15 protein-coding genes and 1 riboswitch are annotated in these 13,499 nt (G+C 53.3%); all 15 genes read left to right on the forward strand.

Annotated elements, in window-relative coordinates:
* The first annotated feature begins 67 nt into the window (after positions 1 to 67).
* The 15 genes from ACTL32_RS00385 to ACTL32_RS00455 all read left to right on the forward strand — a co-directional run bounded on the left by ACTL32_RS00385 (position 68) and on the right by ACTL32_RS00455 (position 13,427).
* Positions 68 to 478 (forward strand): DUF1934 domain-containing protein, encoded by a 411-nt coding sequence (locus ACTL32_RS00385; RefSeq protein ID WP_204891107.1) that lies wholly within the window; start codon positions 68 to 70, stop codon positions 476 to 478.
* A complete protein-coding gene (argS, locus tag ACTL32_RS00390; protein WP_441339613.1) occupies positions 475 to 2,136 on the forward strand; it encodes an arginine--tRNA ligase in 1,662 nt (553 codons plus the stop codon). Before ACTL32_RS00385 ends, argS begins: the two co-directional genes overlap by 4 nt.
* A gap of 47 nt (positions 2,137 to 2,183) precedes the next feature.
* Positions 2,184 to 2,370, forward strand: a riboswitch (cobalamin riboswitch).
* Between the two features lie 209 nt (positions 2,371 to 2,579).
* Complete coding sequence (locus tag ACTL32_RS00395; RefSeq protein ID WP_441339614.1) at positions 2,580 to 3,557, forward strand: ABC transporter substrate-binding protein; 978 nt, start codon at positions 2,580 to 2,582, stop codon at positions 3,555 to 3,557.
* On the forward strand, positions 3,550 to 4,542 hold the full coding sequence (locus ACTL32_RS00400) for a FecCD family ABC transporter permease (RefSeq protein ID WP_441339615.1): 993 nt from the start codon (positions 3,550 to 3,552) through the stop codon (positions 4,540 to 4,542). The genes ACTL32_RS00395 and ACTL32_RS00400 overlap by 8 nt, the downstream gene beginning before the upstream one ends.
* Before the next feature lies 1 nt (position 4,543).
* Positions 4,544 to 6,004: an adenosylcobinamide amidohydrolase gene (locus ACTL32_RS00405; protein WP_441339616.1), complete on the forward strand. Its 1,461-nt coding sequence runs from the start codon at positions 4,544 to 4,546 to the stop codon at positions 6,002 to 6,004.
* On the forward strand, positions 6,001 to 6,954 hold the full coding sequence (gene cbiB, locus ACTL32_RS00410; RefSeq protein WP_441339617.1) for an adenosylcobinamide-phosphate synthase CbiB: 954 nt from the start codon (positions 6,001 to 6,003) through the stop codon (positions 6,952 to 6,954). Before ACTL32_RS00405 ends, cbiB begins: the two co-directional genes overlap by 4 nt.
* Positions 6,941 to 8,020 carry a threonine-phosphate decarboxylase CobD gene (gene cobD / locus ACTL32_RS00415; RefSeq protein ID WP_441339618.1) on the forward strand — a complete coding sequence of 360 codons (1,080 nt, stop codon included), beginning with the start codon at positions 6,941 to 6,943 and terminating at the stop codon, positions 8,018 to 8,020. The genes cbiB and cobD overlap by 14 nt, the downstream gene beginning before the upstream one ends.
* Positions 8,002 to 8,550: a bifunctional adenosylcobinamide kinase/adenosylcobinamide-phosphate guanylyltransferase gene (locus tag ACTL32_RS00420; protein WP_441339619.1), complete on the forward strand. Its 549-nt coding sequence runs from the start codon at positions 8,002 to 8,004 to the stop codon at positions 8,548 to 8,550. Before cobD ends, ACTL32_RS00420 begins: the two co-directional genes overlap by 19 nt.
* Positions 8,551 to 8,554: 4 nt before the next feature.
* Positions 8,555 to 10,009: a cobyric acid synthase gene (locus ACTL32_RS00425; protein ID WP_441339620.1), complete on the forward strand. Its 1,455-nt coding sequence runs from the start codon at positions 8,555 to 8,557 to the stop codon at positions 10,007 to 10,009.
* Complete coding sequence (cobS, locus tag ACTL32_RS00430) at positions 10,006 to 10,776, forward strand: adenosylcobinamide-GDP ribazoletransferase (protein WP_441339621.1); 771 nt, start codon at positions 10,006 to 10,008, stop codon at positions 10,774 to 10,776. Before ACTL32_RS00425 ends, cobS begins: the two co-directional genes overlap by 4 nt.
* Positions 10,749 to 11,333, forward strand: coding sequence for a histidine phosphatase family protein (locus ACTL32_RS00435; protein ID WP_441339623.1), 585 nt, complete (start codon positions 10,749 to 10,751; stop codon positions 11,331 to 11,333). Before cobS ends, ACTL32_RS00435 begins: the two co-directional genes overlap by 28 nt.
* On the forward strand, positions 11,285 to 11,713 hold the full coding sequence (locus ACTL32_RS00440; protein ID WP_441339624.1) for a bifunctional adenosylcobinamide kinase/adenosylcobinamide-phosphate guanylyltransferase: 429 nt from the start codon (positions 11,285 to 11,287) through the stop codon (positions 11,711 to 11,713). Before ACTL32_RS00435 ends, ACTL32_RS00440 begins: the two co-directional genes overlap by 49 nt.
* A complete protein-coding gene (locus ACTL32_RS00445) occupies positions 11,685 to 12,272 on the forward strand; it encodes a cob(I)yrinic acid a,c-diamide adenosyltransferase (protein ID WP_441339625.1) in 588 nt (195 codons plus the stop codon). The genes ACTL32_RS00440 and ACTL32_RS00445 overlap by 29 nt, the downstream gene beginning before the upstream one ends.
* Position 12,273: 1 nt before the next feature.
* The gene (locus ACTL32_RS00450) at positions 12,274 to 12,750 is read left to right on the forward strand and encodes an ECF transporter S component (protein WP_441339626.1); all 477 of its coding nucleotides are present in this window, start codon (positions 12,274 to 12,276) and stop codon (positions 12,748 to 12,750) included.
* Positions 12,747 to 13,427, forward strand: a complete 681-nt coding sequence (locus ACTL32_RS00455) for an alpha-ribazole-5-phosphate synthase (RefSeq protein WP_441339627.1) — start codon at positions 12,747 to 12,749, stop codon at positions 13,425 to 13,427. Before ACTL32_RS00450 ends, ACTL32_RS00455 begins: the two co-directional genes overlap by 4 nt.
* The last annotated feature ends 72 nt before the right edge of the window (positions 13,428 to 13,499 follow it).

A 13,499-nucleotide genomic window follows, 5' to 3' on the forward strand; every position in this document is an offset into this window, starting at 1 on the left:
TCAATTGAAAATGTCCGCCGAATCGGGCTATAATGGAAAGGCTATTACTTAAAAGGGGGCAGGCGGCATGAGGAAAATGGTGAAAATCAAATTGACGACCATAATCCGCCAGCCGGACGTGGAAGAACAGAAGATGGAAATGTGGTCCGAGGGGACGATGACGGTGAAGAATGACCGGCGCTACTTGCAGTATGAGGAGCGGCAGGACGAACTGGACATCCGGACCACAGTGAAGCTCGGGCAAGAGGACGCAATGGTTATGAGAAGCGGAGGCCTGCAGATGCGGCTGCCGTTTTTATTACATAAAGAGCAAACCGGCAATTTGACGAATGAACACGGTTCGTTCATGCTGACGACCAAAGCGCATGAGCTGTCGGTCAGCGACACACATTTCAAAGTCCGCTACGATCTTGCGATGGGCGAAAGCTTTGTCGGGGAATACGTGATGGAAATCCAATTTACGGAGGGTACACAATGAATGCAGTAGAAAAAGTACAGTACGCCATTAAAGGAGCAATCAGCGAAGCGGTCCAAAAAGCGGGATTATCGGCAGAGCCGGTGGATGTCTTTTTGGAGTCGCCGAAAGACAAAGCGAACGGGGATTACGCGACGAACATCGCGATGCAATTGACGCGCGTTGCCAAGAAAGCGCCGCGTGCGATTGCCGAGGCCATCCTTGAAAACATTGACAAGGAAGCGGCGAATATCGAGAAAATCGAAATTGCCGGACCGGGTTTCATCAACATCACCATCAAGAAGGAGTATTTGCTGGACGTCGTGAAGACGGTCCTGGAACAAGGGACGGATTACGGCCGCACCAATTCAGGCGGCGGCGAACGCGTCCAAGTCGAGTTTGTCTCGGCGAACCCGACTGGCGACCTGCACCTGGGGCATGCCCGCGGCTCGTCTGTCGGCGATTCGCTTTGCAACGTATTGGACCTTGCGGGATATGATGTATCGCGCGAATACTATATCAATGACGCCGGCAACCAGATCAATAATTTGGCATGGTCGATCGAAGCGCGTTATTTCGAAGCGCTCGGCCAGGAGCTGAACATGCCGGAAGACGGCTACCGCGGACAGGATATCAAGGATATCGCAGAAGACCTGGTGAAAGAGCACGGAGATAAATTCGTCTCCATGACCAAAGAAGAGCGCTTCGAAGCGTTCCGCAAGCATGGCTTGAAAGTGGAGCTTGCGAAGCTTCAGAAAGATCTGGCTGATTTCCGCGTCGAATTCGACGTTTGGTTCTCGGAAACATCGCTGTATGAAAAAGGCGAAATCGATGTGGCGCTGAACAAGCTCCGTGCGAATGGCCATATTTACGAAGAAGACGGCGCAACATGGTTCCGTTCGACGACATTCGGCGACGACAAAGACCGCGTCCTGATTAAGAACGACGGATCGTTCACCTATTTGCTTCCGGATATTGCTTACCACGAAGATAAACTAGCACGCGGCTTCGATAAGCTCATCAACATCTGGGGAGCGGATCACCACGGCTACATCCCGCGCATGAAAGCGGCGATCGAAGCGTTGGGCTATGACCGCGACACGCTTGAAGTGAGCATCATCCAGATGGTGCAGCTGTATAAAGACGGCGAGAAGATGAAGATGAGCAAACGTACCGGCAAAGCGGTGACAATGCGCGAATTAGTAGAACTGGTCGGCTTGGACGCGGTTCGTTATTTCTTCGCGATGCGTTCAGGCGATTCGCATATGGATTTCGATCTGGATCTGGCGGTTTCGCAGTCCAATGAAAACCCGGTGTATTACTCGCAATATGCGCACGCCCGCATCTGCTCGATCCTGCGCCAAGGGGAAGAAATGGGCTTCACGCCTTCGACGGAGAACCTGAGCCTGCTCAGTTCCGAAAAGGAAGTGGATGTCATGAAGAAACTCGGGGACTTCCCGCAAGTGGTGGCGGACGCTGCAAGAATGCGTGCACCACACCGAGTAACAACGTATATCCATGAACTGGCGGCCAATTTCCACAGCTTCTATAACGCCAATAAAGTCCTGGATGCTTCGAATGAAGAAATGACGCGTGCGCGCCTGGCGATCATTACGGCTGTGAAAACGACGCTGGGAAATGCCTTGAAACTGGTCGGCGTCGCAGCTCCGGAAAAAATGTAAGAGACACGGAAATTTTTTCGTGTATAATGGATTTTGTAACGGAATTGAATATTCATAATCATAAAGGTGCTTATGTCTAAGAACATGAGTTAAAAGGGAAGCCGGTTCGATTCCGGCGCGGTCCCGCCACTGTAAGTGAGAGCAATCTGCAGAATGCCACTGAAGCAAGTCTTCGGGAAGGTGCAGAACGCGATGACCACGAGCCAGGAGACCTGCCTTTATGACGCCCATTAAGCCCGCGAGGACCGGCTGGATGCACATGTTTTTTATGTCGTCCTTTCAGACCCTCCGCATCGCTGCGGGGGGTCTTTTTATGGGAATGGCCCGGAAGCGCAGCGATACGGGAATACATAATGAGCGAGATCACAGCTTCAGCGCTGAGCCAGCGGTCCCCCTCCGCTGGCTCAGCGCTGAATGGAAAAAGAAAATTGGAGGAATACACCATGAAGAAGTTTTGGAAGTTTGGGATGAGTGCAGGGCTTGCAGCCGTAATGCTGGCAGGATGCGGCGGAGAAAACGCGGCAGTTGAGGAACAGGAAATCGAAACACCGGCTGAGCCGCCAAAGGAAGTTGCGGAAGCCCAGTTTCCGGTGACATTGACGGATGCGGTCGGTGAAGAAGTCGTGATTGAAGAAGAACCGGATGCCATCGTTTCGATGATTCCTTCGAACACGGAAATCTCTTATGAATTAGGCCTCGGCGAAAAAATAGTTGGAGTTTCCGATTTTGATAATTATCCGGAAGAAGCAGCCAAAGTTGAAAAGATCGGCGGCCAGGAATTTAATGTGGAAAAAATCATCAGCTTGAATCCGGATGTTGTGCTGGCACATGAATCAGGAGTAGCGGTGGGAGAGGCAGGGCTTCAGCAAATCCGTGATGCCGGCATCCCGGTATATGTTGTGCAAGAAGCGAAAAATTTCGATGAAGTATATGATACGATTACGGTAATCGGACAGGCGACAGGTGCGATGGAAGAAGCGGATGCGCTTGTTTCTGAAATGGAAGTGCAAGTGGAGGAAATAAAAGAACAGGCAAGTACGGTTGAAGAACCGAAAAAAGTATTTATCGAAGTTTCGGGAGAACCGGAAATCTATACAGCTGGAAGCGGGACTTTCATGGATCATATGCTTGAAATCATCAACGCGGAAAATGTTGCTAAAGACCTTGAAGGCTGGGCAAGCATGGATCCGGAAGCGATCGTTGAAGCCAATCCAGATGTGATTTTGACGACATATGGCTATTATGTACCTGAAGCTGTAGACCAAGTCTTGGCGCGTCCAGGTTTTGAAGGTGTGGCTGCGGTGAAGGAGAAGGCAGTGGTTGATGTCAATTCGGATTTGGTCAACCGTTCGGGCCCAAGATTGACTGAGGGCTTGCTGGAAATGGCTGAAGCAGTATACCCTGAGGTATTCAGTGAGTAAAACCATTGCCGCCTACCTTGTCTCCCTTTTTCTATTGGCAGGGGCAGTGGTGCTGGGAGTGACGGTGGGGACGGTAGCGATATCGCCGGCCGTGCTATGGAATCCTGCATCGGACGAAGCAGCAGCCAATATCTTATGGAATATCCGCATGCCGCGCGTGGTGCTGGCAGGCCTCGTCGGCGCCGCACTTGCGATCGCGGGTGCCGCATTCCAAGGGCTTCTTAAAAACCCATTGGCTGATCCCTACACGTTAGGAGTGTCTTCCGGTGCCTCAGTCGGCGCCGTGATGACACTCTTTTTCGGCATTTCTATCCCTTTTCTCGGCATTTATACGCTGCCGGTCATGAGCATGGTTGGGGCACTTCTAACGATGCTGGCCGTGATGGCATTTGCTAAACTTGTGGATAAAGCAATGAAAATGGAAACGGTCATCCTGACAGGAATCATTTTCAGTTCGTTTCTCGGTTCATTGATTTCGTTGATGATCGCCTTAACCGGGGAAGAGCTGCGCCAGATCATCGGCTGGCTGCTCGGAAGCGTATCGATGCGCGGCTGGCCGTATGTCCAGATGGCCTTGCCGTTCATCCTCATCGGTTCGTTCGTCTTATGGCTCAACCGCAGGGAGCTGAATGCCATGCTGTTCGGAGAAGAGCGGGCGCAGCACCTCGGTGTGGATGTGAAAAAACGCAAAATGATGATTTTGGTCAGCGGATCTGTTCTAACGGGAGCGGCGGTCGCAGTATCCGGCACCATCGGTTTTGTCGGACTGGTCGTGCCGCATATGGTTCGCCTCATCTGGGGCTCGGACCATCGCCATGTCCTGCCGCTGTCTTTCATCAACGGAGCCGCTTTGCTCATCGTCTGCGATCTGTTTTCGCGGACAATCATTTCCCCGACGGAATTGCCTATTGGCGTAATTACTGCATTTATCGGAGCGCCGGTTTTCGCCTTCATCTTTTTCCGGCAGCGCAAAGGAGTGGCTTGATATGCTGAAAATAACAGAGCTTACCGGCGGATACGGAGACAAGAATATTGTAGAAGGCGTATCTTTTGAAGTGCCGAAAGGTTCGCTGCTCGGCATTCTGGGACCGAACGGCAGCGGGAAATCGACTATGTTGAAACTGGTCAGCGGCGTCTTGCCGGCCAAAAGCGGCCTCGTGAAAATTGCCGGACAGGAGATTGGCAGTTTCGGAGCAAAAGAACTGGCGAAAAAAATGGCCGTTTTGCCTCAGCTGCACGCCCATGCATTTGCCCATACTGTCCGTGAAACCGTTTCGCTTGGGCGCTATCCGCATCAAAGCGGCTGGTTCTCTTCCTGGTCTGCCGAAGACGAAGCGGCAGTTGTGGAAGCATTAGACCTGATGGATATCCGGCATTATGAAAACACACCGATTGACCAATTGTCCGGAGGGGAGCAGCAGCGGGTATTCGTCGCACAAGCCCTCGCCCAGAACGCACAAGTCCTGCTTTTGGACGAACCGACAAACCATCTCGATATCAATCACCAACGGGAATTGCTCGATACGATCAAAAGACAGGCAATCGAAAAAGAATTGACGGTCGTTTCCATTTTTCACGATATCAACTTGGCTTCGATGTACTGCGACCAATTGCTGCTGCTCGACAAGGGCCGTGTCGTGCGCATCGGTGAGCCGCATGAAGTGGTGCGGGAATCGGATATCGAAACGGTTTACCATGCGCGCGTCAGCAACCATCCCCATCCTGAGCTTCCAAAACCGCAGATTACGCTGCTTCCCGGTGTGAAAGGCCTGCCGGAAGAATCGATGATCCGGGCAGAAGCTTTCTCTGCATCCGCTGAAATGGTGTTGTATGAAAGCCCTGTGCCGTTGAAAACCATATCTTCTGCAGTCATCAATGCGGGGGCCGGATGGTTCCGGACCTTCATCAACCGCCATGTGGACATGGATTACAATATCGATGATAGCCTGGCTGACATGACCCGTTTTATCGAAAGCCGCGGCTTCAAGCCGACCGATACGGTGGGCATGATGACGGCAGTGAAAACGGAACATGCCGTCGTCAAAGAATTTCCGGCTTCCTTCGGTTCTGTCGTCATTGCGGTGACAGCTGGAGTCGGCAATGCCGTCGATGTTTCCAAAGCGGCTGAACGGCTGCTTGGCGTCGGTACGATCAATACGTGGATCTTCGTCAACGGCACTTTATCCGATGAAGCGTTTATCCAGGCCATGATCACAGCCACCGAAGCGAAGACCAAAGCGCTTCATCAGGAAGGGGTCAAGGATCCGTTGACCAACACCATCGCGACCGGCACCTCGACAGACAGCTGTCTCGTAGCAGCCACGCAGCGAGGTGATGCGCTTCCTTATGCGGGTCCGATTACGGAACTGGGCAGTTTGATCGGCACCGGCGTGTTCCAATGTACGGTGGAAGCGATCGCCCTTTACCGGGAGGCAAAAAAACAATGATCGGCTATATCGCCGCGATTGCATTGGGCTTATTCCTGGACCGGCTCGTAGGGGACCCGCCGTCGTGGCCGCATCCGGTCCGCTGGATCGGAACGGTGATTGCCGGCCTGTCAAAGCGCTGGAACAAGCCGCCGCACGCTTTCCGCAACGGGTTCTTCATGGTGGCGCTTATTGCCGGTCTGGCATTCAGCGCCGCTTTTGTGCTCGTCAAAGGGGCATACACGGTCCACTGGATTCTGGGCTTTTCGGTGGAAACGGTTTTGATCGCTTCCGGACTTGCCCAGAAAAGCCTGAAAGATGCAGCGGAAGAGGTTTACCGGCCGCTCGTCAATAAAGACTGGCAGCAGGCAAGGGGAAAACTCGGTTGGATTGTAGGCCGTGACACCGTGGATTTGGATGAAAGCGAAATCACGCGCGGCGTGGTCGAAACGGTTTCGGAAAATACCAGCGACGGTGTGACGGCACCGCTGTTCTGGGCTTTTCTTCTTGGCGCCCCGGGGTTATGGCTTTACAAAGCGGTCAATACATGCGACTCGATGGTGGGATATAAGAGTCAAGAGTTTGAAAAATTCGGTTTCGCATCCGCCCGTTTGGATGACCTATTAAACTTTGTCCCAAGCCGGATCACCGGTGCATTGATCCTGATTACAACCAAGAACAAAAGAAGGCTGCCGCTTCGTCAGCGTTTTGCGGAATGGAGAGTCGACGCCAAAAAGCATCCTAGCCCGAACAGCGGCTGGCTGGAAGCCGCCACAGCCATCCAATTGGGGATTGAACTGGGCGGCCTGAATACATATAAAGGCGTCCCTTCATACCGGGCACGCATGGGGCAGCCGGTCTACCGCCTGGAAGCTGCACATATCCGGGAAGCAGTGGAGCATATGCAAACAGCAGCAATTTGGTTTTTTATTCTTTTTGCAATAGGAGGGCTGCTCATTGAATTTACCTGACCACGGAGCAAATCCGCATCGATTGTTTGAACGGGCGGGGCTGGCGGCGCCGCAAACGATTCTGGATTTTAGTGAAAACGTCCATCCTTTCGGCCCGCCAGCTTTTATCGAACAGGTGTGGCCGGAAATGCTGGAGTCCATCCGGCGCTACCCGGACCCCGACGCAGAGCCGTTTCGCGGAGCGGCAGCTGCGTATCATGGAGTAGAGCCCGCACGCGTGGCTGCCGGCAACGGCGCTGCAGAAATTTTCACCTGGCTTGCCAAGCGCTACCGCGGCAAGCGGGTGGTCCTGATTGAACCGGCTTTTTCCGAGTACCGGAAAACCTTGGAAGCGGAGGATGCCGAGATCGCTGCGGTGCAATTGACGCCGCAAGACGGCTGGCGTTTGCCGATGTCCGATATCGTGAATGAGCTCGAAGGCAGCGCAGCGCTCTATATCTGCAATCCGCATAATCCTACAGGGCATATGCTCAAACAGAACGAACTGATTTTTCTGGCGGAGGCGTGCAAAGCAGCGGAATGCGAACTTGTCTTGGACGAAGCATTCATCGATTTTGCAGGGGAAGAGCATTCCATGATCGAACGGCAAAAAGCGTTTCCGAATTTGATCATCGTCCGTTCGATGACCAAGATGTATGCGATTCCCGGACTTCGGCTCGGCTATGCAATTGCGGATACTGAAATTATTGAGGAGCTGAAAAGAGGCGCCGCCCATTGGAACGTCAATGCCATATCGGCGGTTTTGGGGGCGCGCTGCTTCGATGAAGCGGCATACCGGGGGCGTATAGTGGAAGCTGCCACTTTGGAACGGCAGCAAATGAAGCGGTTTTTAGAAGAAAACGGCTGCAAGACGACCGATTCAAACGTGAATTTCCTGTGCTTCCGCCTGCCTCAAGACAAGCGGCCGGATCTGTTTTTCAAAGACCTGCTAAAAAGTGGCATCGTTCTCAGGCACACCGAATCGTTCCGCGGCATGGACGGGCAATGGTTCCGCATCGGCATGAAAACACCGGGACAGATGGCGCGGCTCCGGGAGGCGATTGCGGCATGGCTCGAAACACAATGATTTTTGTCAGCGGCGGCGTCCGCAGCGGCAAAAGCGCCTGGGCAGAGAAAAAGGTTTTGGATGCAAAAGCGGCGAGGAGCATCTATCTTGCAAGCGGGCGTGCCTATGACGCGGAAATGAAAGCGCGGATTGAGCGGCACCGCGTGGACCGCCTCGGCCAGGGCTGGACGACCATCGAACAGCCTTTGCACCTGGAAGACGCTTTGGCGAAACTTCAACCGGGGGATGCAGTGTTATGGGATTGCGTCACCACCTGGCTGGCCAATGAATTATACGAGGGCTGGGAAAACGGCATGCCTTGTGCAGAACAACCCGGCTGCATGGAGAAGAAATGGGCCAGACTGCAAGAGACGGTAAAAGGAATTCAGGAAATAGCCGCCGTTTTGGTGATTGTTTCGAATGAAGTGCTGGATGATTTTATTCGTGACCGAACGTATCAGTTCTGGCTCGGCAAGATTCATCTTTGGCTCGTTGCCCAAGCCCAGGAAGCATACGAAGTGGAAAATGGGTTCGCTTACAAAAGGAAGTGACAATATGCAGGGGATAATGATCCAAGGAACTTCATCCGATGTCGGCAAAAGCATGATCTGCACCGCGTTCTGCCGGATCCTGGCTGACGAAGGCAAGCGCGTGGCGCCTTTTAAATCGCAGAACATGTCCAATAACTCTTACGTAACCGTACTCGGCGAAGAAATCGGCCGGGCCCAAGGGGTGCAGGCGGAAGCGGCAGGAGTAGTAGCGACTGTGGACATGAACCCGATTTTGCTGAAGCCCGAAAGCGATATGAAATCCCAAGTGGTATTGTTCGGCAAAAAAACGCTGGTGATGGATGGCATGGATTACCGGCAGCGATTTTACGAACAAGGCCAAGCGGCAATTGACCAAGCACTGGCCAACCTGGCAGCATCGTTCACCCATATCGTGATTGAAGGAGCGGGAAGCCCGGCGGAAGTCAATTTGAACGACCGGGATCTGGTCAACATGGCCGTAGCTGAAAAAGCGGACGTGCCGGTGATCCTCGTTGCGGACATCGAGCGGGGAGGCGTTTTCGCTTCCATAATCGGAACTCTTGCGCTGATGCCGAATCCGGAGCGCGTCAAAGGCTTGCTGATCAATAAATTCCGGGGCGACATCCGCCTGTTCCAGGACGGCGTGGAATTCCTGGAATCCTATACCGGCTTGCCGGTGCTTGGGGTCATCCCGTATCTCAGCGGCCATCAAATTGAACAGGAAGATTCGCTCGGCGTAAGCGCCTTGGAGAAACAAGCGTTGCCGGGCGCCATCGATATAGCTGTATTAAAGCATCCCTACCTGTCGAATTTCACCGATCTGGAGCCGCTTTTCAATGAAAGGGATACCGCTGTACGCTGGGTGGAGGGGGTGGAAGAAATCGGCCATCCCGATATTTTGGTCATTCCGGGAACCAAAAGCACCATTGCTGATTTACGCCACTGGAAAAAGCAGGGGTTCCATGAGAAATTGGAGTCGTTAAAAGAGGAGTGCCTGATTGTCGGTTTATGCGGCGGCTATCAGATGATGGGAGAGGTTCTGCGGGATCCGCTTGGATTCGACGGAACACCGGTAAATCTGGAAACAGGCTTCGGCTTGATCAAAGGAATGGAAACGGTTTTCAATGAAGAAAAGCTGGTAGTCAGGCGCAGCGGCCATGTGCGGTTTTCGGAGCAGGATATTCCAGTAGAGGGCTATGAAATTCATGCAGGTCGAGTAGCCGGAGGGGATGCGCCGTTGATCCATTTTGAGGGCGGAGTTGAGGGCTTTTTGTCCGGGAACTTGGTAGGCACGCACCTCCACGGATTTTTCAGCAATGCGGAATGCCGAAGGGCGTTTCTCGCGCCGATCCGTAAAGCCAAAAGCTTGCCGGAGCCGATTGATGTGGAAGAGGCCGACCGCTACGGCCGATGGGCGGAACATGTAAAAGCGCATATGGACTGGGCCGCCGTAGAAAAGATCATGGAGGCGGGCAAATGATGAAAACCATCACAACCGGATTCGCACTGGCGTTCCAGTTTTTTTCGATTGTGCCTGTGAGAAAAGCGCTGCCGATGGAAAAGCGGGACATTACAGCGATGTATATCGCTTTGCCGATAGTCGGAGCACTGCTCGGCGTAGTTGCCCTGGGGATCGCGTTCTTATTAAAGGAATACACCGATGCAAGCTCTCTCTTAAGCGGATTTTTATTGGTGCTCGTTTTTCTAGGTGCCACAGGAGGATTGCATTTGGACGGCCTCGCCGATACAGCGGACGCTTTCTTTTCTTATCGGGATCGTGAAAAGCGCCTCCAAATCATGGGAGACCCGAGAATCGGGGCTTTCGGAACTATGGCTCTGATTTTGGCAATCGCTGGAAAAATCATTTTGATCGCCGAAAGCTTTTCGGCTATGCCGCTGTTATGGCTAATTGCGGTTCCGGTGCTTTCAAGGACCGGATTGCTGCTGCTGTTCAGTTGGACAAAAAGCGCGAAGACAGACGGCCTTGCCGCTTTTTTTCAGGGGAAAGCGGAGATGCGGTGGATCCGAGCCGCCGCTTTCCTGTATTTGCTGGTTGCAGGGATGTTGCTTCTGTATATAGGCGGGTGGCTGCTGGCGTCCGTTGTGCTGGCCGTTTTTGGCCTCATGCTGTTGTTGTACCGCCGTTTTTGCCTTCGACATTTCGGCGGCGCCACGGGCGATTTGTTCGGAGCTTATGTGGAAGGGGCTGAGCTATTGCTATGGATGGTCATTTTGTTCTTCATCTGATTCGCCATGCGCCGACTGCAGGCAATATGGAAAAGCAGTATATCGGCTGGACCGATGAACCGGTGCTGCCGTTTGAAGCAGCGGCGGATTTCAGGAAGCGGCAAGTATGGGGCAGTGATCTGGCGCGCTGCCGGCAAACCGCTGAGGTTTTATTTCCGAGGGCCGTTTACCATGCAAATCCCGGTTGGCGCGAATGCCATTTCGGTACGTGGGAACAAAAAACTTACGAACAGCTCCAGCATGATCCGCGCTACCGCTCGTGGATCGATGATCCGACGGAAATAGCGCCGCCGGAAGGCGAAAGCCTTGGGGAGCTGGCCGTGCGCATCGACGGTGCGGTGCGGTCGCTTCCGGAAGGCAATGAATTCACGGTCATCACGCACGGAGGCCCGATTCGGTGGCTGGCAGCGCAGGCGACTGGTGGTGCGTTCCGGCAGCAGGCCGCACTTCATGGCCATTGCCACAGCATCGTGTGGCAGAACAGAAAAGCTTACGAGGAGGGGCAGCGATGCATATCGTTTTCGGTGGCGCCTTTAATGGCAAACGCCAGTATGTAAAAGAGCTTGCCGGAGACCGGGAAGCGGTCTGGTACGAAGGGGAGCTGCCGAAGGAGGCTGCGCCGCTCGTTGTGGCGGCAGGGTTGGAAAATTTGATAAAAGCGCAGCTTCAAAACGGCACGGATGAGAAAATAATTGTACAAATGGTGGAACAGGCCATCGCGCGCCATGCACCAAAGCGGCAAATCTGGATCTTGACCGACATCAACCGCGGCATCGTGCCGGCTGACCCGCTTGAACGGGAAATGCGCGATGTGGTCGGCCGCTTGTATCAGCGAATGTTTACAGCAGCGGAATCGGTGACACGGATTTGGTACGGCATACCAGAAACTTTAAAAGGAGCGGATTTGCATGAGAATCTATACAAGAACGGGCGATAAAGGACAAACAGGTTTAATCGGAGCACGTGCAGATAAAGACGATCCGCGCGTAGAGGCATATGGAACGATTGACGAAGCGAATTCATTTATCGGAAAAGCCATGACCGAACTGGATCCGGAAATTTATGCGGATCTTTTGGCCGATCTTGAAGCGATCCAAAATGAATTGTTCGACTGCGGCGGGGATCTGGCAGATGTCCGGAAAGAACCTCAGTATAAAATGACCGAACAACCGGTAGAGATTCTTGAATCTCGCATCGATGATCTGATGGACGAACCTTCACTGCTTGAGCGGTTTATACTCCCGGGCGGATCGCCGGCTGCTGCAACGCTGCACATTGCACGGACGATTACGCGCCGGGCAGAACGCCAGACGGTGACATTGATGAAAGCCGGGGAAGATTTCCCGCCGGTTGTTCAGCGTTATTTGAACCGCCTGTCGGATTATTTATTCGCTGCGTCGCGCGTCGTCAATTCACGGGCAGGCGTTCCGGACAACGAATACGTTCGCAGCGCAAAAGTTTTTAAAAACGGCGGACGCGGAAAGAAAAGTGAATAACATGCCGGCGAAAAAAATTGCCTTGTTCGCGTTGTTCATCAGTTTGTCGGCAGTCGGCGGGATGATCAAAATACCGCTCGGCATTGCGTCTATTGCGATGGACTCGATGCCGGCCCTTGCTGCCGTGCTGTTTTTTTCAGCACCGGGCGCAGGCGCCATCGCGGCACTTGGCCACCTGATGTCTGCCATGCTTGGCGGCTTCCCGCTTGGGCCGTTCCATGTTCTGATTGCGGTAGAAATGTTTGCGGCTCTTTTTTTGTTCGCGAAGCTGCACCAATCGGGATGGCGGAGATTCAAATGGATCGCTTTCATTGCGGTGAACGGGATCATTGCAGCGGTGCCGTTCTATTTCCTGCTGTCTCCGGCATTTTTCTTTGCCACCGTTCCAGGCCTTTTGATCGCTTCTGCATTGAATGCGGCTGTTGCTGGCGCCATCATGCCGGTGCTTTCCGGCATTAAAGAGAAGGCGCTCTTATGAGGCATGAATTGCAGCTGGGCGACTGGATCGTGACATCGGACAATAGTGCGGCCATCGGCGAAAAACCGGCGGATGCGGTTTTTGCAGCAGATTCCACGACAGCGAAATTCGCAGCGCGCGTAGCGCTGCTTGAACAGTGGGCTGCCGAAAGCGAGCCGGAGGCGCTCCTCGTCCATAATTTCAGCGGCGAAGCCCAGTGGACACTCTATCTGGAGGGGATCACGGATTTGTTCACAGAGCTTGGGCGGCCGCTTCCGCAGCTTGCGGGAAGTTCCGAAACCAATATGGCCACCTTGCAGTCGGGTATTGCGGTGACGATGCTCGGCAAGCGAAAGAGAAAAGTCGTGCAGCCGGACGGGCTTTACTGGTACATCTACGGCATGCCGCTTGTGGGAAAAGCGGTGCTCGAACAAAGCGAAAGCATGGCGGACCTCAAAAAGATTGCTGATGCCTTGTCGTCAGGGCTGATCCAGAGAGTCTGGCCGGTCGGCTCAAAGGGAATCGCCGAGGAAGCGGAATTGTTGTTTGGCCAGCAAGTTCACCTTTTGGCGGATATCGATATGGACGCTTCTGCCGGACCGGCCAGCTGTGTGTTGATTGGTGCTGCTTCTGCAGACACCAAAGTGCTTAAAATGCATTTCGGAAACTGCGTGTTCCCGATTTCACTCCAAGAATGAAAGCATTGCTTTGCGGCGATGCTTTTTTTATTGTTGAAACCATTCAGAAATAAAGGGGTTCATAAAAAATGG

The organism is Planococcus sp. FY231025 (assembly GCF_052078085.1).
Lineage (GTDB): Bacteria > Bacillota > Bacilli > Bacillales_A > Planococcaceae > Planococcus.